The sequence below is a fragment of the Gallibacter sp. Marseille-QA0791 genome (genome assembly GCF_965119705.1).
Lineage (GTDB): Bacteria > Bacillota > Clostridia > Peptostreptococcales > Anaerovoracaceae > Lentihominibacter > Lentihominibacter excrementipullorum.
Genome location: NZ_CBCPMH010000001.1, coordinates 2,334,879 through 2,357,175, shown reverse-complemented (window position 1 = coordinate 2,357,175; position 22,297 = coordinate 2,334,879). Strand labels below are relative to the sequence as shown.

The 22,297-nt window shown below is 48.7% G+C and carries 20 protein-coding genes and 1 tRNA gene; 10 read left to right on the top strand and 11 right to left on the bottom strand.

What is annotated here, in order from left to right; genetic code table 11:
- Positions 1 to 67: 67 nt before the first annotated feature.
- The 3 genes from ACQY69_RS10855 to ACQY69_RS10845 all read right to left on the bottom strand — a co-directional run bounded on the left by ACQY69_RS10855 (position 68) and on the right by ACQY69_RS10845 (position 3,834).
- Positions 68 to 496 (bottom strand): hypothetical protein, encoded by a 429-nt coding sequence (locus ACQY69_RS10855; protein ID WP_428260536.1) that lies wholly within the window; start codon positions 494 to 496, stop codon positions 68 to 70.
- Between the two features lie 63 nt (positions 497 to 559).
- On the bottom strand, positions 560 to 2,194 hold the full coding sequence (locus ACQY69_RS10850; RefSeq protein WP_428260535.1) for an APC family permease: 1,635 nt from the start codon (positions 2,192 to 2,194) through the stop codon (positions 560 to 562).
- Positions 2,195 to 2,463: 269 nt separating this feature from the next.
- Complete coding sequence (locus tag ACQY69_RS10845) at positions 2,464 to 3,834, bottom strand: sigma-54 interaction domain-containing protein (protein ID WP_428260534.1); 1,371 nt, start codon at positions 3,832 to 3,834, stop codon at positions 2,464 to 2,466.
- 316 nt (positions 3,835 to 4,150) lie between these two features.
- Here ACQY69_RS10845 and ACQY69_RS10840 point away from each other — a divergent pair, with 316 nt between their 5' ends.
- The 3 genes from ACQY69_RS10840 (at position 4,151) to ACQY69_RS10830 (ending at position 5,609) form a co-directional block, all read left to right on the top strand.
- Positions 4,151 to 4,699, top strand: a complete 549-nt coding sequence (locus ACQY69_RS10840; RefSeq protein ID WP_428260533.1) for a hypothetical protein — start codon at positions 4,151 to 4,153, stop codon at positions 4,697 to 4,699.
- 35 nt (positions 4,700 to 4,734) lie between these two features.
- Entirely contained in the window at positions 4,735 to 5,337 is a 603-nt protein-coding gene (locus tag ACQY69_RS10835) for a flavin reductase (RefSeq protein WP_428260532.1), read from the top strand.
- Between the two features lie 197 nt (positions 5,338 to 5,534).
- Positions 5,535 to 5,609, top strand: a tRNA-Glu gene (locus tag ACQY69_RS10830).
- A gap of 182 nt (positions 5,610 to 5,791) precedes the next feature.
- Here ACQY69_RS10830 and ACQY69_RS10825 read toward each other — a convergent pair.
- Complete coding sequence (locus tag ACQY69_RS10825; RefSeq protein WP_428260531.1) at positions 5,792 to 6,040, bottom strand: hypothetical protein; 249 nt, start codon at positions 6,038 to 6,040, stop codon at positions 5,792 to 5,794.
- On the opposite strand from ACQY69_RS10825, the gene ACQY69_RS10820 reads away from it, so the two are divergent.
- The 4 genes from ACQY69_RS10820 to ACQY69_RS10805 all read left to right on the top strand — a co-directional run bounded on the left by ACQY69_RS10820 (position 6,039) and on the right by ACQY69_RS10805 (position 8,274).
- Positions 6,039 to 6,869, top strand: coding sequence for an EFR1 family ferrodoxin (locus ACQY69_RS10820; protein WP_428260530.1), 831 nt, complete (start codon positions 6,039 to 6,041; stop codon positions 6,867 to 6,869). The genes ACQY69_RS10825 and ACQY69_RS10820 overlap by 2 nt on opposite strands.
- A gap of 21 nt (positions 6,870 to 6,890) precedes the next feature.
- Complete coding sequence (locus ACQY69_RS10815; protein WP_428260529.1) at positions 6,891 to 7,319, top strand: N-acetyltransferase family protein; 429 nt, start codon at positions 6,891 to 6,893, stop codon at positions 7,317 to 7,319.
- Between the two features lie 119 nt (positions 7,320 to 7,438).
- Positions 7,439 to 7,645: a 4Fe-4S binding protein gene (locus tag ACQY69_RS10810; protein ID WP_428260528.1), complete on the top strand. Its 207-nt coding sequence runs from the start codon at positions 7,439 to 7,441 to the stop codon at positions 7,643 to 7,645.
- The gene (locus tag ACQY69_RS10805) at positions 7,642 to 8,274 is read left to right on the top strand and encodes a 4Fe-4S binding protein (RefSeq protein WP_428260527.1); all 633 of its coding nucleotides are present in this window, start codon (positions 7,642 to 7,644) and stop codon (positions 8,272 to 8,274) included. Before ACQY69_RS10810 ends, ACQY69_RS10805 begins: the two co-directional genes overlap by 4 nt.
- A gap of 75 nt (positions 8,275 to 8,349) precedes the next feature.
- On the opposite strand, the gene ACQY69_RS10800 is transcribed toward ACQY69_RS10805, so the two are convergent.
- Positions 8,350 to 9,006 (bottom strand): Crp/Fnr family transcriptional regulator, encoded by a 657-nt coding sequence (locus ACQY69_RS10800; protein ID WP_428260526.1) that lies wholly within the window; start codon positions 9,004 to 9,006, stop codon positions 8,350 to 8,352.
- Positions 9,007 to 9,107: 101 nt separating this feature from the next.
- Here ACQY69_RS10800 and ACQY69_RS10795 point away from each other — a divergent pair, with 101 nt between their 5' ends.
- The gene (locus ACQY69_RS10795) at positions 9,108 to 9,770 is read left to right on the top strand and encodes a cytochrome c biogenesis CcdA family protein (protein ID WP_428260525.1); all 663 of its coding nucleotides are present in this window, start codon (positions 9,108 to 9,110) and stop codon (positions 9,768 to 9,770) included.
- Between the two features lie 19 nt (positions 9,771 to 9,789).
- Positions 9,790 to 10,326, top strand: a complete 537-nt coding sequence (locus tag ACQY69_RS10790) for a TlpA family protein disulfide reductase (protein ID WP_428260524.1) — start codon at positions 9,790 to 9,792, stop codon at positions 10,324 to 10,326.
- Positions 10,327 to 10,379: 53 nt separating this feature from the next.
- Here ACQY69_RS10790 and ACQY69_RS10785 read toward each other — a convergent pair whose 3' ends face one another.
- From ACQY69_RS10785 to ACQY69_RS10770, 4 genes are all read right to left on the bottom strand, one after another.
- Positions 10,380 to 12,812, bottom strand: coding sequence for an ATP-binding cassette domain-containing protein (locus tag ACQY69_RS10785; protein WP_428260523.1), 2,433 nt, complete (start codon positions 12,810 to 12,812; stop codon positions 10,380 to 10,382).
- A 2-nt stretch (positions 12,813 to 12,814) separates the two neighbouring features.
- Entirely contained in the window at positions 12,815 to 15,052 is a 2,238-nt protein-coding gene (locus ACQY69_RS10780) for an ATP-binding cassette domain-containing protein (protein ID WP_428260522.1), read from the bottom strand.
- A 119-nt stretch (positions 15,053 to 15,171) separates the two neighbouring features.
- Complete coding sequence (locus ACQY69_RS10775) at positions 15,172 to 16,689, bottom strand: UDP-N-acetylmuramoyl-L-alanyl-D-glutamate--2,6-diaminopimelate ligase (RefSeq protein ID WP_428260521.1); 1,518 nt, start codon at positions 16,687 to 16,689, stop codon at positions 15,172 to 15,174.
- Positions 16,686 to 18,269 carry a ClC family H(+)/Cl(-) exchange transporter gene (locus tag ACQY69_RS10770; RefSeq protein ID WP_428260520.1) on the bottom strand — a complete coding sequence of 528 codons (1,584 nt, stop codon included), beginning with the start codon at positions 18,267 to 18,269 and terminating at the stop codon, positions 16,686 to 16,688. Before ACQY69_RS10770 ends, ACQY69_RS10775 begins: the two co-directional genes overlap by 4 nt.
- A 123-nt stretch (positions 18,270 to 18,392) precedes the next feature.
- Here ACQY69_RS10770 and ACQY69_RS10765 point away from each other — a divergent pair, with 123 nt between their 5' ends.
- Positions 18,393 to 19,586, top strand: coding sequence for an NAD(P)/FAD-dependent oxidoreductase (locus ACQY69_RS10765; protein WP_428260519.1), 1,194 nt, complete (start codon positions 18,393 to 18,395; stop codon positions 19,584 to 19,586).
- A 22-nt stretch (positions 19,587 to 19,608) separates the two neighbouring features.
- On the opposite strand, the gene ACQY69_RS10760 is transcribed toward ACQY69_RS10765, so the two are convergent.
- On the bottom strand, positions 19,609 to 20,553 hold the full coding sequence (locus ACQY69_RS10760) for a 2-oxo acid dehydrogenase subunit E2 (protein ID WP_428260518.1): 945 nt from the start codon (positions 20,551 to 20,553) through the stop codon (positions 19,609 to 19,611).
- Positions 20,537 to 22,216, bottom strand: a complete 1,680-nt coding sequence (locus ACQY69_RS10755; protein ID WP_428260517.1) for an AMP-binding protein — start codon at positions 22,214 to 22,216, stop codon at positions 20,537 to 20,539. The genes ACQY69_RS10760 and ACQY69_RS10755 overlap by 17 nt, the downstream gene beginning before the upstream one ends.
- Between the last annotated feature and the right edge of the window lie 81 nt (positions 22,217 to 22,297).

The following is a 22,297-nucleotide window of genomic DNA, read 5'->3' as shown; positions in this document are numbered from 1 at the left end:
TCCTTCCACGTCGAAGACGCGGAACACAGGATCTCCCGCGCCGCGTCTTCTCAAAGCTCAGCCGTATTTATTGTGGATCATCCACTACGAATACCACCGTGCCTTTGACCGCGAGAACAGGTTCATCGAAAACTTCCGAACGATCTGTCTTCTGATCGTATTCCGATGTCTTATACATCTCGTATCCGTATACTCTCGAACGCGATCCGTCTTTGATTGACCAGCAGATTATCTCCACCGCATCCAGCATATGAACAGAATCCACGATATCAGCTTCCGTATGTACGATAAGACCGCCGTCTCCGTTATCTCTTATGTTGCACATCTCTGTGCAGCAGTCTATACACTTTTCCATCAGTTTACATCCCGATATCATTTCGCCGGGATAATGCATATCTTCAGCACCGAAGGAAAGTCTGAACTTCAGCTCTTTCACACCAAGTCCTTTTTCCACTTTACTGAGAGAATCTCTCTTTTCGCCCGTTACTTTTGCCATTTTATTTTCCTCCTTAATGATATTTAGCTATAGCACAGCGTTGCCTCCTCTTCGGCACGTCTGTTACGCTCTTTCTTTGTCTATCTTGTTGCCAACGATCTTCGATACTACGGCTATGATCAAGTAAAGTATGGATATTCCCAGCATTACATTATCGATCCACTGTCTTATCTCCGTCCCGTTGCTTCCCATAAAACCAAAGGAGCCGTAAGCTTCTTCGTAGTAGGACTCCCAGCCCACTTCATACCATCCGAACCACCAGAGGGATCCGATAAGGCCGATCACGCCTATTATGGCGAACACTACGGTTATCCTGTGAAGGTCGCCCTTCGCCAGTTTTGTCCTCGGATTTATCGGATATTTTTCCGGATCGTTGGCATACAAACCACCATACTTCCGCTTCCAAATGATATACAGCACCGGAGATGAAATAAGGGCTATCATACCGCCTAAATAGTAATCAGCTCCGTTGAGGAACAGGGCAGCCACTGCAATGATCAGTCCCGGTGTGATCAGGATCTTTACGAAAGTATCTCCGCCCGGAATCCTGAAAGGTCTAGGCATATCAGGCTCGTTCTTTCTGAGAGCCGCCGTCGACAGGAATACCAGCACATAATCTACCATCAGCAACGTTACGTCCATCGTTACCAGTACGTCAAAATCAAAGTTACACAGTGCCAGAGATACAGCCGTAAGAGAGAGAACTCCTACATAAGGCGTCCTTCTCTTCTTGCTGACTTTAGTCAGGCTCTTTGGTGCCAGATTATCCACAGCCATACCATAGAAACCTCGCGAGATGGAGATCATCTGAGCGTTGAACATGGAAAGCTCAGCACATACTGCTGTGATAGTGAACAACGGGATACCCCATGATCCAGCCAGCGCCAGCACATGACCGAAGGAAATACCTCCGTCAGGATTCCAGTCCTGCCAGTGTCCTACAGAAGCCAGACCTGCTATCGTAGGCAATATATAGGACAGTGCCACCAACGGCATTATGATCAAAAGACCTCTAGGGATAACCGACTTGTCCTTGCACTCCGTGGCCAGTGTAGACATAGAAGTGTATCCCGAGTACATCCACATCCCTGTAGCCAGCGTTGCTCCTATAGCTCCCAGCAGCGTATAATCGTTACTGTTGTACAGAGGTTCCATCGGATTGTAATTCCAGTTGCAGAACCCGATTATAGTAACTGCCAGGAACACACAAAATATGAACACCGAGAACACAGTGCTGACTTTACCCACATCCTCTATACCAAACAGATTGATTATGGTAAATACGATGATTATCGCAGCCATGAAGATAAACTGTGCCGTATCTGTCATACTTGGGAACAACATCCTAGCATATGACCCTGCCAGCACTACGTACAGGGAATTGTCTATGTAGCAGGATAATGTCCTGCACCACCCTCCCTGAAATCCCCAGAACTCTCCCAGTCCTCTCTGGATCCATTTGTAAAACCCTCCTGCGTCTGTGATGGCGCTTCCCAACTCAGCCGCACACAGCGCTTGCGGCGCTGCCCATACGAAAGGCAGGATACACAGGATGATGATCGTTATTCCCGGCCCTCCGTCTGGAATCATCTCGTCGATCCCGAAACAGCCGGCTGCCACCAGGCAATACATGATCATTACGGCCGCACGCAATGTAATATTGTGTTCAGCCAGTCCGCTGTTTTGTTGTTGACTCATTTTTTTCACCTCTCTTAATAAAACTTATTGTGATCAATCCACTCATAACAGACCGCAACATTCATGCCAATAAAAAAGAGCTGCCGGCTTTTATCAGCCGCAGCCCTGTGTTTTCCAACTCTTTTATTTTTTCTGAATTTTATTTTTAATTAAAATCATTCTTTTCCGCTGTCTCTTCAAAACCACTTTTTGCTCAAAAAAGACCAGGGGCTGCTCATTTTTGATCAGCCTCTGGCCTCGCGTCATTACCAACATCTCATGTCATCGATTCATCTTAGCCCATATTTCATTATTTTCCTGTTCAATGTCGCCCTTGAGATCCCCAAAACTTTTTCTACATCCGAAGGATTTCCGTACTCATCCATATATTTCTTTATAAGGCGTTCTTCAAGATGTTCAGTCGCTTCCTTCAATGTCAATCCCGCTTCATCCGCCCCTTCATCCTGAAGATCATCGAGTAGCATTCGCCTTACATGCTCGTCATTTACCACATCATCCCGCACTGTAAGTATGAGCCTTTCCACAAGATTCTGAAGCTCTCTCACATTGCCGGGCCAATCATATCGTTGCAACACATCCAAACTACTGAGTGAAAACTCCTTTTCTGTCCCGTATTTACTATTGAAGGAATCCGCAAAGGAATATACCAATGGTACAATATCTTTTCGCCGCTCTCTCAACGGTGGTACATCTATGGGAAAAGTATTCAGTCTGTAGAACAGATCCGCCCTAAACTCCCCATGTTTTACCATTTCTTTTAAATCCTTGTTAGTGGCGGCTATTATCTGCACGTCCACCGGTATGCTTTCGCTGCCGCCAACTCTCATTATCTCGTTCTCCTGTAACGCACGAAGAAGTTTAACCTGAAAGCTGAGGGATACGTCGCCTATTTCATCAAGAAACAGTACCCCGCCGTTGGCCATCTCGAAATATCCCTTTTTCCCCTGCTGGTTTGCTCCTGTGAAAGCGCCTTTTTCATATCCAAACATCTCCGATTCCAACAAATTTTCAGGTATGGCCCCGCAATTGACCGCAATAAACGGGCCGTTTTTCCTTGAGCTGTTCTTATATATTATTCTGGCTATGACCTCTTTTCCGACCCCGGTTTCTCCTTCTATCAGAACACGGGATCCATACTTTGCCGCAGTAGCGGCCATTTCCACGACGTTCTTCATCGCCTTCGACTCTATTACCAGATCCACCTCTTTAGCCAATACAGAGCGCAAATAGGCTATCTCACTCTTATAGAGATCCAGTTTTTCCTCATTTATGCGCAGCTGCTTTTTCATGATGTCCAACTCCTTGAGCTCTCTTTCACAGCATACGACCAGCTTTATCTCATCGTCTTCGATATAAGGGATCCCCGTAGTGAGGATCTCCGTCTCCTCGTGCTGTACCAACGTTTCCTTTTTCTTCGTGTCCAGCACTTTAAGAGTTACTGACGAATCATATACCCCCTCCCCAACCAATTCTTTCATGGTCTTTCCTATTATATCTTCACGTTTCTGACACCCCAACGCCTGCCTGTTTATTTCCAAACACGTTCCGCTGCCGTCAGTTATCCAGATGCCATCATCTATGCACTCGATTATGGCTTTGATATACATCTTCGCCTCATCACTCATGTTTCTGAAATCCATAGAAAGCTTTCACCTCCGTGAAAATGCCGGCACGTGATCCGGCCAGATAACTTTTCCTATTTATAAATCAACTGTATAGACTGATCTTAACAGCACTATACAGTTAATTCATTATACTGTCCTATCCTTTACAATTCAAGCGAAAATAAATTACAGCGCAAGCATATACATTCCCTGAAGATCCGGCTCGGAGCCTCTCTCCTCTAAATCTCCCTCTGTATATCTTCTCGGCATCACCTAATTTGTCATGCATTCAGACTCCGTTTATGATATACTGATTCCATAAATAACAGATGCTTGTTGAGGAGATTTTACGATGAAAAAAGCACTACGATTGATTCTGACTGCTATATTATGTATATCATGTATCATCCTGACGTCATGCGGAAACACTTCCATTAGAGGAGATCTGCAAAGCTATTCCAACGCCGACAATTCCTTTTCCATCGATCTGCCGACGGCTGATGAAGATTTCTGGCTGATAAACGAAGAGGCCCCTTCCAGCGTACTTGATATCTCAGATTCATCTGACACGGTCAACATACTCGTTCAATGTATATCAAAGAATCAAGCTCAGCCTGTGGCTACAGATCTTTCCTCTTATATGGACTACTCTATGATAAACGTGCTGGGTGATATACTGATCGATACCGATATGAGTGAAAGCAGCGCTGACGTCCCTGATTTTATCAGTAACAGCCTCACCTATGAGTTCAGTCTGTCAGGTGACGCCAGAGGTATTGTCCTTTTCATGGAAAGCGGTAAATGCTACTATACATATTTCATCATGGCTGTCAACGATGCTTACAGCGGTAACGAAAATGCCCTTCTCGACAGCATTATGAGCCTGAAAGAAGTAAACTGAAAAACGTTGATTTCGATAATCGAAAGGAGTGGACAATGGATAATAATGTAATGTTTAAGATCAGCTATGGGCTGTATGTGCTGACCGCAAAGGACGGTGAAAAATCCAATGGCTGCATAATCAATACTCTTCAGCAGGTGACCGTATCGCCAAACCGTATATCTATCGCTGTCAACAAAACCAACCTCACCCACGACATGATAATGGATAGCAGGAAATTCAACATCTCTATCCTCAGTGAAAAGGCAACTTTCGATATCTTCAAACACTTCGGATTCCAGAGCGGCAGGGATACGGATAAATTCGCCGATTACCCCGCTGAAACAGCCGCAAACGGCATACCTTATATCATTGAAGGAGCCAACAGCTATCTTTCCGGCAATGTAATATCTACCGTTGATTTAGGGACTCATACTATGTTCATTGCCGATGTTGAAGATGGAAAGAGCCTTTCGGAGGATAACTCCGTGACATACGACTATTATCATAAGCACATCAAAGAAAGTCCTCAGCAGCCGACAAAAAAAGGATGGGTATGTAAGATCTGTGGCTATGTATATAAAGGTGAAGAGCTTCCAGCCGATTTCATATGCCCACTGTGTAAGCATGGCGCGGCTGACTTTGAAAAAATAAAATAGGCTTACTTTTTACAATTCAACGCTGCCTCGTCAGCGCTGAGCACACCAGCCTTTTGCCGGAAAGAAATATTCTCTGATAGTAAGTAAGGAACAATGACCCGCACATTTTTCGATCATTGTTTTCAGAATATTTCTTTCCAGGCTTTTTTGCTTGAATACCTTTTTCAAGTATGATATACTTTCATTTGTAAACACAAGCTCTCTTGGTCAAGTGGTCAAGACGTCGCCCTCTCACGGCGGAATCAGGGGTTCGACTCCCCTAGGGAGTACCAATTATAAACCTCGGAATTTCAACGGTTCCGGGGTTTTGTTTTGCTTTTCCAGGCTTTCCCTGTTTCATAACTTTAACACATCATGTCAGTATATATTATCACGATCATGTAAAGTCTTCGTAAACTTGCGAAAATTTGCCAACAACCAATGATCTCAAAGCATTTTTAGCAAGAATAAACCATCAGCTGGCTTTTTTCTTGACCAGTGCAGTTTTAAGTATAATATCGGGATATCTTTGTAACGGGTCATAATCAACATCCTCTTCGTTTTTCTCATTTTTCCGTCTGCCCGCCGCAAGATGCAATGCCGCATTCCCCGCGTAGGCTGCTGCACGTAGCTGTTGTCCATCCGTCCAACGAAATTGACGGTGGCCCTGTTTTGTATTAATATTAACATATATGTAAATATCGAAAGGAGCCTGTAACGTCATGAAAATCTCAAAAGTAAACGCAGTATACATCAGTCCTACGGGAAACGTAAAGAAAGTCACGTCGGCCATAGCGGAAAGAGCCGCAAAAGTTCTGGATGTCTCACTGGGATCCGATGATTTCACCCTTCCTGAGACCCGCGGCAGCGTAAGGAACTACGAGCCTGATGAGCTGGTGATTTTCGGCACGCCCGTCTACGCCGGCCGCGTACCCAACAAATTCCTTCCTTTCGTCCAGGAACTTTTCAAAGCTGACGGCGCGCTGGCAGTTCCTGTAGTCTGTTTTGGGAACAGAAATTTCGACAATGCCCTCATAGAGCTGCGAAATCAGCTGGAACTCAACGGTTTTCACACCATCGCAGGGGCCGGAGTAGTGACCGAGCATGTATTTTCAGATCAACTGGCTCCCGGCAGACCTGACGGTGGCGATATGGAGCAGCTGAAAAAGTTCGCGGAGGAAATCGCGGCAAAAACCTCTTCCATCGACGCAGACAATATCCCTGCTCCCATAACTGTACGGGGCGACGATCCTGTCGGCCCGTATTACACACCTCTGGGCATCGACGGCAAGCCTGCCGTATTCCTCAAGGCAAAGCCGAAGACGAAAGAGGATATCTGCACCGGATGCGGCACTTGCGTGAAAACATGCCCTATGGGCTCCATCTCCGCTGAAGACCCGTCTCAGGTAACCGGCATCTGCATAAAATGCCACGCATGCATCAAAAAATGTCCGACAGGCGCTAAGTATTTCGATGACCCGGCTTTCCTGTCCCATGTCGAGATGCTGAGATCCAACTACTCCCGCCGTTCTGAGAGCGAACTGTTTCTGTAGCGAGGAAACGAGGTGACGAGAATGAAATTCAAAAAAGCAACTATGGAAGACTTCGATGCAGCTTTCGATTTCATCGAAAAACTGTGGTCATACAACACTTATGATAAAGACGAAATAAAAGACATCTACCGCCAGGTCATCGACGACCCGGCCTGTTCAGTATTCTTCGCCGTGGAAAACGGCCAATACCGCGGCTTCTGCCACTGTGCTTTTTTTCACACCTTCTGGCTCTCAGGGATGACATGTTATCTTTCCGGGATAATCACAGCTGAAGATGTGCGCGGAAAGGGTTACGGCGTTGCCATCATGGATGAAGTCAAAAGACAGGCAGCGGAACGGGGATGCAAGGGCATCGTCCTGGATTCCGGCATGCCGAGAACAGAGGCCCATGCTTTTTACGAAAAATACGGATTCGACAAGGGATGCTACGGATTCGATCTCATATTCTGATGTCCTCCTTATGTGACATTGTCACTGTCATTTCTTTTGCGATGCGGTAGACTATCGCCATCATCGGAAACCTCAGGGATCTGTCCTGCCACTTCCGAAAAAAGAAAGGAATGGAAACAATGAGCAAAGGAAAGAGAATGACGGCTCAAGTGACGAAGAAGCTGTGCGTGGCCTGCGGCTGCTGCGCAAAGGCATGTCCTGTATCGGCTGTCAACATATATAAGGGGATGTACGCAATAGTGGACGCATCAAGATGCGTCGGCTGCGGACGATGCCGCAGAGAATGCCCGGCATCGATAATAGAGATGATGGAGGTGGCGTCATGATAAAAGCCGCGCAGCAGAAAAAACACTGGTACGACTACCTCTGGATATTCTCTCTGACATATCTGATACTCGGATTTTTCAATATACTGTTCGCCTGGCTGGGACTCCTCTGCTTTTTCATACCGCTGCTGATCGCCGGGATAGGTGGGAGCAAAGTCTACTGTGGGCGTTACTGCGGCCGCGGCCAGCTTTTTCAGCTTATCGGCGGAAGATTTGGATTGTCGCTGAAAAATGACGTCCCACGCTGGATGAAGTCCAGTATTTTCAGATACGGGTTCCTGATATTTTTCTTCGCCATGTTCTTCCTGATGCTGTGGGTCACATACCTGGTGTTCGCGGAAAGCAAGGGGCTCAGCCAGACAGTCACGTTGTTGTGGACTTTCGATCTTCCATGGCACTGGGCCTATCACGGCACCCTCTTTCACCAGGGCGTCGCCCAGTTTGCCTTCGGCTTCTACGGTGTGATGCTGACATCCACTGTCCTGGGACTGGCGACTATGGTCATCTTCAAACCCAGGTCATGGTGCGTATACTGTCCAATGGGTACTATGACACAGCTCATATGCAAAGCAAGGAACCATAACGCGCTGCCGCCGGCGGAGCGACGGGCTCCGGAGATAAGCGGCTGATCTCTCCAGGTGTAACGATCCTTACGCACTTACACCTCTTATGCCCTCGCGGCTCCGTAGGCTGAATGAACGATCTCAGCCGCTCAACCGCCGCAGTTTTTCCATATCGGTCAGCTCAACTGCTCCTCGCATCAACGTTATCATGCCCTCGTCGCGGAAGTATTTCAACATACGGGAAACCACTTCTCTGGCAGTCCCCAGATGCGACGCTATCTGCTCATGGGTGATCTTAAGGTGAACCGATCCTTCTATGCCGGCTTCCTCCAGCAGAAAGCCAGCCAGACGCCTGTCGAAGCTCTTCCACAGAATCTGCTCCATGAGCCACATAACGTCGGTAAATCTTGAACTCATCACTTCGTTGGTATAATTGGCAACAACAGCAGACCGCTCCAGCAGATCTTTATAGATCGCTATAGGTATGAGCCATGCTTCCGTCTCCTTCTCCGCTTCGATGCTGATATCAAATTGTATACTGTTCATAACGCACGAGGCGGAGAAAAGGCACATATCTCTGTCAAACAACCGATATACCGTTATCTCCCTCCCCTGCTCCGAAAGCATGAAAGCTCTCAGCTGGCCGGCGCGTATCACCAGCAGTCCCAGGCAATCATCGCTGCCGCTGTGTATCACTGTTCCCTTTCCTATCTTCCTCAGTATCACGCTGTCCAGCAGAGCCTCCTGTTCCGCCCCCGACAGCCTGTCAAAGACAGGGAAATATTCCGCAAAATCCATTTGTATCCCTCCGATTCAAAAAACATATCATATTTCAGTGATATTGTCACTGAAATTTTTCGTCCTATCGGTTATACTGAAAAAAAACAGGAGGATCCATCATGCAATACATCGTTTCCTTCCTAGAAGGTATCATAACATTTATATCTCCCTGCCTGCTGCCTATGCTTCCCATATATGTGACCTACTTCGCCTGCGGTGGGGAAAGAGGCCCAGGCACCACATTGAAAAATGCGCTGGGCTTTGTCCTTGGTTTTACTGTCATCTTCACGGCTATGGGCGCGCTGGCCGGAACCGTCGGCAGCTTTCTGACAGAGCATCAGACTATTGTCAACATCGTCTCCGGCCTGGTAGTCATATTCTTTGGTCTGTGCTTCCTGGGCGTATTCAGGATAAACATATTCCGGGGAACAGCCTTTTCAGCCAGGACGGAAAATCTTGGCTTTTTCTCGTCAGCACTGCTGGGTATAATTTTCTCTGTCGGCTGGACTCCTTGTGTCGGGGCGTTCCTTGGATCCGCTCTCATGCTGGCTTCGCAACAAGGCCATATGTTGGCCGGCACCATCATGCTTCTCTTATACTCCGCCGGACTCGGCATCCCATTCGTCATCAGCGCTTTACTGATCGACAGGCTCAAATCAGCCTTCTCTTTCATAAAAGATCATTATCGCATCATAAACACCATATGCGGCTGTCTGCTGATAGCGACAGGCATACTGATGGCTTTCGGGGCTATGGATAGACTGCTCACCTTTTTAAGTTAAGCCTATTTGGAGGTATATCATGGAAAAGAAAAGGAACTCCTTGAAAATATTATTACTTCTCGTCATCGTCATAGCGGCAGCTGTTGTCCTGTACAATTTCCTGGGCAGCAGGACTGAGCACAGCTCTATTGGAGAAAGCTCATCCCCAGCCGTCGATTTTACTGTTACCGATCAGCAAGGAAACAGCGTCAGCCTCTCCGACATGAAAGGCCGCCCTGTAATAATCAACTTCTGGGCAAGCTGGTGCTCTCCATGCAGAAGCGAAATGCCTCATTTCGATAAGATGTATAAAGAATATGGGAATGAGATACAGTTCATGATGGTAAACCTGACAGGAGACAGCGAGACCGTCGATACAGCGTCGTCTTATATCGAATCGGAAGGATATTCCTTTCCGGTATATTACGATACCGACGGGGAAGGGGCTTCCGCTTACAGCGTTTACTCCATCCCCGCCACGTATTTTATAGACGCCGAAGGCAATATCGTATCTCAGGCCCAGGGAGCTCTCGATGAAAGCACATTGCAAAAGGCTATAGACCAACTGCTTCAATAAAGCGCTCCGATCTGTCAGAATACCGGCGCGTCATTCCCCGGAGGAAAGTCTGTTCAGTTTACATCTGTCCTGCTGAGGATAGCCGCAGGACGCTTCCTTATAGTACGGAAAACCGGCAGCAGTCCGAATATCAGATTCAACCCGTATATCAATATCAGACACAGAGCCAGCACGGCCGGCGTCACCAGAAATAGTTCTCCGAAAGTCCCCATCTGCGAAAGCTGATAGAGACAATATGCCATCAATGCAAATCCCGGAAGACTGGCGATGGTAGTGATTGCGAATATCTCTCCGGTGAACATCCTGTATATATCGCTCTTCTTGACGCCTATAGCCCTGTAAACGCCCACCTCCTTGACTCTTGAAAGGAATGAGGCCCTTATTATCAGGTATATCTCGATAAACGAGATTATCAGTATGACTCCTGACACCACAATGGTGGAAAATATGGAAGACCACATCTGCTCCTTGTATTGGGCTTCGCTTTCGGCATATGTATCCCTGACATTTATATTCTCCGCCTTGAGCTGTGAGAACGTTTCCGACTTGTCTACAGGGCAGAGAGTGACATCTGTCTTGTTCTTTATCAAATCATACTTCAAAGTATTGTTATTGATCAACATGAAATCACTGTCATATCTATCGGAGTAATATCCCACCACAGTAAGATTCCTGCCGTTGACCTTCTGGGATATCTCCCTGCCCTGAGGCATGCTCTCCCTGTATTTCTCGTTGACTACCACCTGATAATCGCCGGCAGGCCAGCTTCCTCTCACCAGACTGACGTCCGATGTCTTCAGCGTATAGTCTATGAGGGTCGTTGCGGCAGTCGTCTCCCCTTCGGACATGACACCGTCACCACTTCCCGTATTTGCCAGGATATTTATGAACATATCCTGTGAAGCGTATATGCACGGGCTCTGCATATCGCTTATCCCCACTATGACCAGATCTTCCATATTATTTACAGGTATATCTCCGCCGACGAAACTTCTGACAGTCCCATATCCCGCAGTAGTCGTCGTCTGGGTATCTATCACCTGCTCCAATATCATCCTGTCGACTACTATTTCATTGCTGTTCTCCGGCAGTCTCCCATACACTATATCAGTCGCGGTCAGCTTCGTATAATCCGACAGCGATCCTTTTATGAGAGCCAACGCGTACCGGGTCTGGAAATAATCGTCCAGAGGCATCTGCAGACTTATGCGGGAATCTCCCGGCATCACATAACTGAAGCGGGGATCGTTCTCGTACTGAAGGTATGTATCCACATCGGTATTCTTGCTCACAAGCCGCAGATACGACTTGTCCACCGTCACGAATTCATCGTCCGTGATGTTCATGACGCCGAATATATTGCTTATGGAATAAGTGATGAAGACGGAAGATATCAGGAATCCTATCAGAAGGATCTTCTTCAGCGTATTGTAGTTCATCACTGTTTTAAAGCCGTTGACGAACATAGATACCGGATTTACGATGGATCTGTATTTGCGGGTCCCTTTCGCCTCCAGCTTCGTCAAATCAAAACTCCTCTCCTGATTTTCATCCTTTGTGATCCTGGTATAATGCGCATCCACCAGCTCCACGCTGGAGTCGCTGTCCACCACTTCCACCTTTGTCCCCTCGGACTTGGTCTTCACGTATATATTGCCGTTCCTCACGACAATATCCAGCTTCAATTCGTCTCCGCTGTCATTGTAAAAATCTATATTGTATCTTCCGCTGTTTATCCGCTTATGCTCTTTTATATCCCTGAGATATATCTTGTTTTCCACTCGATAGTCCAGGCCTTCCGCGCTGTCGTTCACTTCGTCGGAAATGACTTTTCCATCCAGCAGCTTTATTATTCTGGAGGCGTAGAAATCAGCCAGCTCTTCCTCATGGGTGACCAGTATCACCAGCTTTTCCTCCGAGATCTCTTTTATTATATTCATCACCTCAAGGGTGTTGCGGCTGTCCAGATTACCCGTAGGCTCGTCAGCTATCACCACAGCGGGATTTTTCACGATAGCTCTTGCTATGCCTACCCGCTGACGCTCTCCTCCCGACAGCATATCGGCGTACCGGTTCCTGTATCTGTACATCCCTACCTTCTCCAGGACGTAGTTGACCTTCTCTTCTATTTCTTTCTTATCCTTTACCCCTACCATCCTGAGAGCGATCGCTACGTTGTCGAATACGGTCATGTTATCCACCAGGTTATAATTCTGGAACACATACCCGACATTGAGGTTCCTTATCTTGTCCACTGTATGGGAAAGCCTTCCCGTTATCCTCTGGCCATTGACAAAGATCTGTCCGCTGTTTACCTTGTCCAGCCCGCCTATGACATTGAGGAGAGTGGTCTTCCCGCATCCGCTGGGCCCCAGCAGCGCTACCAGTCCCTTGCCTTCCATGTGGAGAGAAGTCTCATTTATCACGTGGATCTCGTTTTTCTTATTTTTGTTGAAATATTTGTTAACATGCTCCAGCTTTAACATGATCATTCCTCCTCTCTGTAGGCGCCCATAGCAGTCTTCTTAAACAGATTCCTGGCGAATTTGCCCGAGATGAGATATGCCATCACTATCATGACGGCGTATAGGATCACGTAATCGACCGCGCCTATATATGCCACCATATCGGCTATATACTGTATATTGATGAATCCTTTATTTACCAGTATGACGCACAGAAGAAAGATAGCGTAAGCTATATTTACCGTCAGCAGCATTTCCACGTCGAGTATCCGCCTTATGTTCCGCCGGGCCAGGCCCAGCATCCTGAGAATGCTGAAATAGGATGTCCTTGACCTGAGGATGAGCCTTATGACGAAATAGGCGATGAAGAACAACGCCACTATCACCACTACTGTTATCGGGACACGTATTATCGACGTGAGATCGCTGAACATACTTATTAGAGTATCCTTCAGCGGCAGAGTAGTGTATCCCATAGCTTCCAGAGCTTCCAGGGTATGAGCCATGTCATCCACGTCTCTCACGTAAACGGATGCCTGATAATTTCCTTTTGCGAAAAGAGCGGCGTAATCGTCCGGACTTACATATATGGTGCCGTTATGGCTTTCATAATCGGCAATACCCGTTATGGACTCGAAGGTCCGGCTTGTATATACTTCTGATACGGTAAGGTCTACGGACTGAGTGTACAGTATGTTGCTGGCCGTCACGGTGATGGTCTTACCTCTCACTCCGTCATTTTCATCATAAAAATTATTCAGCTCTTCGGCTACGAAAGCCTGGCCTGCCGCCACACGACTGTTGGGGACGATCCTGTAGAAGGAATTGCCTTCCACATATTGCTGTTCCTTGCCGTTTACAAGCGTCGTCACCGTGCTGTTGTAGCTGTAAGTCTCGGTCAATATCGTGCTGATCATCTGATCTGTGGCAAAAAGCTCTCCTGTATAAGTGAACACACCATCGTTCGTCTCCTTATATGCGAAACCTACGATAGTCAGGTTCACCGCCGTATCCTCTCCCAGATCTATCTGGAAGGTCCTGTCCATCAGCGCCTCTATCATGTTGGCATCGAATTCGTCCCGGACAGCGGTGAAGATCACTTCGTTATCGGCTTCCGGCATCCTGCCCGTCACCAATGTCCCGTCGAATTCTCTCAATGATCTCGGATACGCTTCGTAAAATGTATCCTCATTTTCTATGTAAAGAGGCGTGTCCAGCAGTATATCGTTTACTGCCACCGTCTCCACGTTGGCCACATTGTTTATGGCGTTCAAATCGTCTCCTGTAAAAGCTGAACCGTCGGATTTTTTCAGCACGACACGATTTTCACTGTAGTTATAAAAGTAATCGTTGTATCCCAGCCTGTCTTCCTCCGCTTCCTGATTTCGGAAGGCTGTATACTGGGACGTGACAGCGAAGACCACGAACATGAAAACAGCCAGCATGAGTATGAACTTGGGGAAAATGTTGAATGTGTTCCTCACCCCGAGCCTTAACTTGCTGGCCGCGCTCATTTCCCTGCCCATATGCTCTCTGCGGGCATCTTCTGTTTTGAGCACCGCAAAAGCTGGCAGACCCTCGTCTTCCTTTAGGCGGATATCCTCGACGACTCTGCCGTCATGCATTTTTATCTTTCTCGTGACATATTCAGCGAACTGGTCATAATTATGGGTAACTACTATCACCAGCTTATCGTGAGCGATCTCACTCAAAAGTTCAACGATCCCTTCAGCGGAAACGCTGTCCAGGTTACCCGTCGGCTCGTCGGCGACGATGATATCGGTATCCTTCGCCAATGCCCTGGCTATGGATACTCTCTGCTTCTGGCCGCCCGACAGCTTGGATACCTTCGTCCCTGCGTGAGACTCCAGGCCGACACGCTTTATGATATCAGGCACCCTGCGCTTTATCTCGTCCCGCGAATACCCGTTTATAAGAAGTATCAGCTCTATATTCTGATAGACGGTATAGCTGTTCACCAGATTATAATGCTGGAATATGTTACCGATATATCGCTTCCTGTAATCCTCAAAATCCGATGCCCGGTAATGGCTTGTTTCCGTCCCGTCGATGTACATCTCCCCTTCCTCGTACGAGTCCAGCCCTGATATGACATTGAGGAGAGTGGTCTTACCACTGCCGGATTCACCTGTTATCACTACGAATTCGCCTATCTCCAGGGTCAGGTCTACCTTGGAGATACCGCTGGATATCATTCCCTTGCTGTAGTAGTATTTCGAAACGTTCTTTAGCTGTATCACTGGCCTGTGCCTCCTTAATGATGAAATTATATCATACGGGGCAGGTTATTGCCATCGATTGGGCGCGATGGGTTCCTTAAGAATTGCTTAAGCCACAGCTCCTTTTCAGTCCTGCGGCATCAGAAAAATCTGATGCCATCGTCTTCCATATGGTATCTGTCGGCCTTGATATCACCAACGATCTCCCATATCGCTTCCTTTTCTGAAAAATGGTGCTTTACCCCTCTGATCTCAACGTAATCCTCATGACCTTTGCCCAGCAGGACTATCATATCTCCCACCCTGGCATGGGTGATGGCGTAAGCTATGGCCTCTTTCCTGTCTTCTATTTCCACGTATTTGCCGCCGCTTTTGGCCAAGCCCACCTTGATATCGTCGTTTATATCCTTCACCTGCTCGAACCGCGGATTATCCATGGTAAGGATGCTCAAATCAGCCAGCTGTCCTGTTACCTCACCTATGTCGTATCGTCTCAGCTTTGAACGATTGCCGCCGCATCCGTACAAAGCGATGAGCCTTGACGGCCCATATTGCCGCAATGTCTCTAATACACTCCTTGTGCTGACCTCGTTATGAGCGTAATCTATTATCATGCTGAAATCGGCGGAGACCGGCACAGGCTCGACTCTGCCTGCCACCTGCACGTGATCCAGTCCCGCCAATATCATGTCATCGGCGATACCTATGGATTTGCATACGGCCATGGTGGCCAGAGCGTTGTAGACTGAAAACATGCCGGGGATATTTATCCTGGCCCGACTGTCCATCGACCCCGACGTGGAAAAGCTCATCCCAAGTCTTCCTCCTTCGTTGAGAAACTCCACGTCATGTCCCTTCAGATCCGCTTCCTTTTCACCTGACGCGGAAAAGGTCACTACAGAGCAGGTATGGCCTTCCATCATCCTCCCTGCATACTTGTCATCGACGTTGAAGATACCGATCCCGCATTGTCTGAACAGCATGCTCTTGCACCTGAGGTATTCGTCAAAATCGGCATGCTCCGCCGGTCCGATATGATCCGGGGAAAGATTGGTAAAGACTCCGTAGTCGAAGTTTATCCCCGCCGTCCTGTCCAGCTTAAGACCTTGAGACGACACCTCCATCACCATGTACTGACATCCCTTTTCCACCATTCGGGCCATGAGCTTATGGATCTCGTAGGACTCCGGCGTCGTATTGCAGGAAGGTACTGTCTCATCCCCTATGATCGCGGCGATAGTACCTATGAGCCCTGTCTTCTTTCCGGCATGCTCCAGCACATCTTTTATTATATAGGTAGTGGTAGTTTTCCCCTTGGTCCCCGTCACCCCTATTGTCACCAGCTTCTCCGCGGGATGACCGAAATAAGCTGCCGACATGATCGCCAGCGCCCGTCTGGCCGACTCTACCCGGATGACTGTCACGTCCTCCGGTACCGCAACTGTTTCCTCAGGACGTTCCGCAACGATGACCGACACGCCTTTTTCCACGGCATCGGGTATGAATTTGTGCCCATCGGTCACCGCCCCTGCGATACACACGAATGCTGCTGCCGGCTTCACTTTCCGTGAATCATAGATTATATCACTTACCTCCACATCGTCGTTCCCCTGCATAAGCCTGTATCTCATATCCTTACAAAGCTCTCTCAATCTCATATGTTCCCTCTTTTCATCAAATCTCCGCAAAGAGCCTCCATCTTCTCATGGACGGCCGCCATATCTCTCTCGTCACTCATCGTCACGACTATATCGCCCGCAGCCAGCCTTGTCTTTCCCCTTGGGATCAGTTCCTGACTTCCCCGCTGTATCGACACCAGCAAACAGTTGTCGGGCCACGAGACATCTTTCACCGTCTTGCCGTCAGGCTCTGAGCCTTTAGCCACCACGAAGCTGTCAAGTATCTTCTGCTTCACACCTTCTCCCATGCCGTCCGCAGGCCCGTGCTTTTCCATAAATCTGTCCAGCAGGCTCTCATATATGGGTCTGGAACCCATGAGGGTGGCCGTGATGTACGCGACCACCGTCACCACCGAAAGGGACAGCATATGGTTCAGATTTCCCGTCATCTCGAATATCAGGATTATCCCTGTAAGCGGTGCCCTGACGATAGCCGCAAAATAGCCTGCCATGGACAACAGCACGAAATTATTCACATATACGGGATCCAGTCCGAAATATTCCACGCCCGCGGCAGCAAAAGCTCCTCCTATATATCCGCCTGTCACCAGCAGCGGGAAGAAAATGCCTCCCGGCGCTCCCGAACCGAAGCTCACAGCCGAAAACAGGAATCGCCCGGCCAATATGAGGAGTATCGTTCCCAGCATCATATCGGTGTGAGTGAGCCGGGTGATCAAATCGTGGCCGCTGCCCAGAAGTTCCGGGAACGTGAATCCCAGAAGACCGGCACAGATAAAAGGGATCATCATCTTCAGCCAGCTGCCGCCGACCTTTATCTTACCGTAGAGCTCCTGAGCCTTAAGAGTGAACCAGTTGTAAAACGCGCCCAGCGCTCCCAGGATGAGCCCCAGGATCAATATCATCCAATAATATCCTGTTGGCAACGTCGAGTCTATCTCGAATCTGAACACCGAATCGGTTCCCAGCACTATAGTGCTGAGGATATCAGCCGTCAACGAGGCGGTCATGACCGACGTGAGGGCCGATACAGAGAAATTCTTGTGGATCTCCTCCAGTGAAAACATCACACCTGCCAGCGGCGCATGGAACGCGGCCGCCAGTCCGGCACTGGCTCCGCATGTAATGAGAAAGTGTTCCTCCGTCTTTCCTCTGTCCAGACCCCGTGAAACGCCTTTGCCTGCCATGGCGCCCAGTTGTATGGACGGGCCCTCTCTTCCGAGAGCCAACCCGGCCAGCATGCATATGAAGCCTCCGATGAATTTTGTTGCTATCACCCTTATCCAGTTCTGACTCAGCTTTCCGACTACTTCACCTTCCACCTGGGGGATACCGCTTCCGGATATCATAGGCTCCCAGGATGTCAGCTTTCCCACAGCAACAGCCATAGCGGCCAGCACTGCCATCCATGCCGCCATGAAGACAGCGCCCTGCGATGCGTACTCAAGGATCTTCCCGTTCCATATCCCGGCGTATTCCAGAGCCACCCTGTAGAGTATGACCACCGCTCCGGCCACAAGTCCTACCAGTATTCCTTCCCCTATCAGGATGACCTTAAACCTGTCAGCCCGTTTTATCATTCCAGCTATGTCCTTCTTCACATCTTCCTCCCATCAGTTTCAGCATATCCGAATTTATCTGTATTTTCCGCCAAAAAGAGCCGCTGAGCCCATATCCGTGTTACAATAACGTTACTATAAATAATAACATAAGGATGATTTACCATGATATACGACTGCATCATAATCGGAGCCGGCGCTTCCGGCCTTTTCTGCGCCGCGTCCATGCCGCGTCCTGTCAGCGGGCTCATACTGGAGAAGACCGGCAGGCCCGGCACCAAGCTGCTGATGAGCGGCAGCGGCCACTGCAACGTTACTCACAGCGGTTCGATCAAGGATTTTCTGAAATGCTACGGCGAAAACGGTACCAAAATCAGAAAATGCCTCTACAGCCACAATAACCGGGAGCTCATCAGCTTCCTCGAAAGCATGGGCGTGAAGACCGTCGTCCGGGAAGATGGCAAAGTCTTTCCCGCGTCCATGTCCGCAAAGGACATATTGGAAGCGCTGCTGGACGCATCACGGAAAAACGGCTTCACAATAGAGTATGAACGTCCGGCAAGTCACATGAAGAAAATCCCCGGCGGCTGGTCTGTCCGCGCCGGAAATTCCACATTCACAGGGAAGTGTCTCATCATCGCTTCCGGCGGCTGCTCCTATCCCTCCACAGGCTCCGACGGCTCCATGTTCCCGGTGATGGAAAGAGATCTGGATCTCCGTCACACCCAGCTGAAGCCTGCCCTCGTTCCTGTGAAAGTCACCTCTTATCCTTACGGTGAACTGTCAGGGATCTCCTTCGCCAACGCCTGTGTCTCCATATGGGAAAATGAAAAACGACTAGCCATGGAAACAGGAGGATTGTTGCTGACCCATGGAGATCTTTCCGGACCAGCTGTCCTCAACATCTCCAAATATGCTTCGCCCGGCCGTATACTGATGATAAATTACCTCCATCCGGCAGACTTTCGTCATGTCCTGGATCGCCTCAACAGCGCAGTCAAAGGTAACAGCGCCGATATCACCAACATCGCAGCGGAAGAATTCTCTCTGCCAAAGAGATTCTGCCGGATGATGACTGAGCGCTGCGGTCCTTCGCTGAAAAAGCTGGCAGCCCTTCTCACCGGCGACACCTTTGAAATATCATCAACGGAAGGATTCGGCAGAGCCATGACCACATGTGGAGGCATCGAATTATCACAGATAAATACTTCCTCTATGGAAGCGAAAGGCCTCCCCGGACTGATGATCATCGGGGAAGCCCTGGATATCGATGCTGTCACAGGTGGCTACAGCCTGCAGTTTGCCTATTCCTCCGCATGCGCCGCCTGTGATTCCGTCATGAAAAAACTGGATCCATGATACAGCTTCTCCTGATCCCTGCCTACTGCTGTCCCTGATCTATATCCATCTTCACAGGCTCCTCCAGCGATTGAGGCTGTGCCAGTATCTGTTCCAGCAGCCGCAGGGACTTGGCGAAATAAAAGCCGTCAGCTATCCGCTCGTCGGCCGTGGCTCCCAACGCCACCACATCCCTTATCCTGACATTGCCGTTTTCATCTGTCACCTGCTCCTTGTGTATCTTCCCTATGGTCACTACCAGTGAATTGGTCCCATAATTATTCAGGTGATGATATGCCGCGTTACACTTGATGCTCCCCAGATTGGACAGAAGCACAGTGGCATAATTGCTGTCTCCCCGGCATATACTCTCCGGCATCCATCCATGGAAGTCCAGGAACCTGAACCCGCACATGGCCAGGCGCATGACCCATCTGGGCAATCTGGCCAGCTTGTCCAACAGGTCGTTTATATCATTCCCGCCCTCTTTCCTCACCTGATCGGCGTCTCCGACTATCTTTCTGCTGATCATGTCCAACGTAGTGTCGCCATTCACTTCCATGATCAGAAGCGATTCCTCAGCCTCATCCTCAAATTTTCTTTTCACTACAAAGGCCAGCGTCATCTTTTTACGCTGGTAAAACCGCTTTCCTGAGATGAATATGTTGAGCTTGGGCCTGTGGTATATGAGCTTGGCCACGGCCGCTACCATCACATGGAAAGGCGTCAGCTTATATGGAAGGCCTTCTTTATTGCGGCGTTCTATGTACCGCATCATCTCCGTAACATCTATAGTTTCCTCTATATATACCTCCGATTCGCAGCGCTGAGGCATCAGATGGGGCATTATGGCATGGAATCCGTCCATATCTCTGAGCCATACACCGTCTTTCCTGTCGCCCCGTTTCTTACGCTCGCTTTCCGCTCTCTCTGTTTTCCCCGTCATTCCGGCATACTCTTTGTTTTCCATATCAGTCGATGCCCTCATTCACTTCCTCCTCCAAGACTCTGTAGGCCACCTTCCCCACCAGAGTCTTCGGCAGCTCCTTTCGGAACTCTATCTCTGAAGGCACACCGAACCTGAAGACTTCCTTGCGGCAGTTTTCCAGTATTTCTTCCTTTATCCTGTCATCAGGCTCCACGCCCTCTCTCAGGACGACAAATGCCTTTACCCTATGCATCTTATACTTGTCCGGCACACCTATGGCACAGGAATACATTACGTCGGGATGCGCATCTATGGCATTTTCTACCTGTGATGGATATATCTTATATCCTGATACGATTATTATCCTCTTGAGTCTCTGTCTGAAGTAGACGAACCCTTCCTCGTCCATCATCCCCAGATCCCCTGTGTGGAGCCATACACGACCATCTCCATGCTGCCTGAGAGTCTTCCGGTTCTCTTCTTCATCGTCCAGATATCCCTTCATCACCGTAGGCCCGCTTATGCATATCTCGCCGTCATTGTTAGGCGGCAGCTGCTCGTTGGCCCCTACCTTCACTATCTTGTAATACGTATCGGGGAAAGGCACGCCTATGCTTCCTTCCTTATAGTAATCCTGAGGTGTCAGACAGCTGGCGGTAACACACTCGGTAGTCCCATATCCTTCTCTTATCTGTATTTTAGAATTATGCTCTCTGAGGAATTGATCCACCTTTTTCTTGAGCTCTATGGACAATGAGTCGCCTCCGCAAAACATGCCCCGGATGAAGGACATATCGAACCCCTGAAGGCCCTTCGTCCTGAGAAGCGCTTCAAAAAGGGTAGGCACTCCCGGCAATACGTTGGGCTTTTCCTTCTTTATGAGAGTCGCGTACGTTTCCACCGAAAACTGGGGTACCAGTATACATGTCCCGCTGTGGACCAGCGCCGTATGGATGCCGATACCCAGGCCAAACCCGTGAAAAAGAGGCATCACCGATAACATCCTCAGCCCGTCCAGCGAAAATCCGGCTGCCGATCCTGTCTGCAGCGCCAAAGCGTTCATGTTGAGATTTGTCAGCTGTATGGCCTTGGTCTTACCGGTAGTCCCTCCGCTGAACAGTATCACCGCCACATCGTCGTATTTCCTGTGAGGTTCATCAGCAGCGTTCCTTTTCTTCCCCGCCCTGATGAAATCTTTCCACTTTACAGCCCTTTCCCCGTCATACTTTATCTTCACCTTGCCCTTTACCGTCAACGGATAGAGCTTGTCCTTGGGGAAAGGCAGTTCATCCTTTATATCCGCCACTATCGCCTTGACCGGCATCCCTGTATCGTCTGCCGCCTTCCTCACCTTTTCGTAGAACATGTCCAACGTCAGTACAAACCTGCTGTTTGTCTTGGAAAGATAAAACTTTATCTCTTCCACCGCCGAAAGAGGATGTATCATGACCGGTATCGCCCCCACCCTGTTGAGGGCGTAAAAGCTGTCCACAGCCTGAGGTGTGTTAGGCATGCAGATAGTCACACGGTCGCCTGCACCGACTCCCGCGACAGCAAAAGCAGCCGCGGCCAGTTCTATTTTCCTTACGAATTCCAGATATCTGGTCTTCTTTCCCTGGAATTCATAGGCGGCCCCTTCCGGATTATTCCTGGCGGCCTTGTAGATCTCCTCATACATCATCGTATAAGGATAGCTTATAGCCTGTTTATAATTCCTGTTCATATATCGGTTCCGTCCTTATCTTCATCTTTACTGTAATTTCAAGCCTTCTCGGCTGTGATCGCCTTTATTATATCAAATGTC

What these genes read in the sequence shown, in the direction of transcription:
- ACQY69_RS10855 (WP_428260536.1), bottom strand. Translation starts at nt 496, where the DNA reads ATGGCAAAAGTAACGGGCGAAAAGAGAGATTCTCTCAGTAAAGTGGAA.
- ACQY69_RS10850 (WP_428260535.1), bottom strand. Translation starts at nt 2,194, where the DNA reads ATGAGTCAACAACAAAACAGCGGACTGGCTGAACACAATATTACATTG.
- ACQY69_RS10845 (WP_428260534.1), bottom strand. Translation starts at nt 3,834, where the DNA reads ATGGATTTCAGAAACATGAGTGATGAGGCGAAGATGTATATCAAAGCC.
- ACQY69_RS10840 (WP_428260533.1), top strand. Translation starts at nt 4,151, where the DNA reads ATGAAAAAAGCACTACGATTGATTCTGACTGCTATATTATGTATATCA.
- ACQY69_RS10835 (WP_428260532.1), top strand. Translation starts at nt 4,735, where the DNA reads ATGGATAATAATGTAATGTTTAAGATCAGCTATGGGCTGTATGTGCTG.
- ACQY69_RS10820 (WP_428260530.1), top strand. Translation starts at nt 6,039, where the DNA reads ATGAAAATCTCAAAAGTAAACGCAGTATACATCAGTCCTACGGGAAAC.
- ACQY69_RS10825 (WP_428260531.1), bottom strand. Translation starts at nt 6,040, where the DNA reads ATGACGTTACAGGCTCCTTTCGATATTTACATATATGTTAATATTAAT.
- ACQY69_RS10815 (WP_428260529.1), top strand. Translation starts at nt 6,891, where the DNA reads ATGAAATTCAAAAAAGCAACTATGGAAGACTTCGATGCAGCTTTCGAT.
- ACQY69_RS10810 (WP_428260528.1), top strand. Translation starts at nt 7,439, where the DNA reads ATGAGCAAAGGAAAGAGAATGACGGCTCAAGTGACGAAGAAGCTGTGC.
- ACQY69_RS10805 (WP_428260527.1), top strand. Translation starts at nt 7,642, where the DNA reads ATGATAAAAGCCGCGCAGCAGAAAAAACACTGGTACGACTACCTCTGG.
- ACQY69_RS10800 (WP_428260526.1), bottom strand. Translation starts at nt 9,006, where the DNA reads ATGGATTTTGCGGAATATTTCCCTGTCTTTGACAGGCTGTCGGGGGCG.
- ACQY69_RS10795 (WP_428260525.1), top strand. Translation starts at nt 9,108, where the DNA reads ATGCAATACATCGTTTCCTTCCTAGAAGGTATCATAACATTTATATCT.
- ACQY69_RS10790 (WP_428260524.1), top strand. Translation starts at nt 9,790, where the DNA reads ATGGAAAAGAAAAGGAACTCCTTGAAAATATTATTACTTCTCGTCATC.
- ACQY69_RS10785 (WP_428260523.1), bottom strand. Translation starts at nt 12,812, where the DNA reads ATGTTAAAGCTGGAGCATGTTAACAAATATTTCAACAAAAATAAGAAA.
- ACQY69_RS10775 (WP_428260521.1), bottom strand. Translation starts at nt 16,689, where the DNA reads ATGAGATTGAGAGAGCTTTGTAAGGATATGAGATACAGGCTTATGCAG.
- ACQY69_RS10765 (WP_428260519.1), top strand. Translation starts at nt 18,393, where the DNA reads ATGATATACGACTGCATCATAATCGGAGCCGGCGCTTCCGGCCTTTTC.
- ACQY69_RS10760 (WP_428260518.1), bottom strand. Translation starts at nt 20,553, where the DNA reads ATGAGGGCATCGACTGATATGGAAAACAAAGAGTATGCCGGAATGACG.
- ACQY69_RS10755 (WP_428260517.1), bottom strand. Translation starts at nt 22,216, where the DNA reads ATGAACAGGAATTATAAACAGGCTATAAGCTATCCTTATACGATGATG.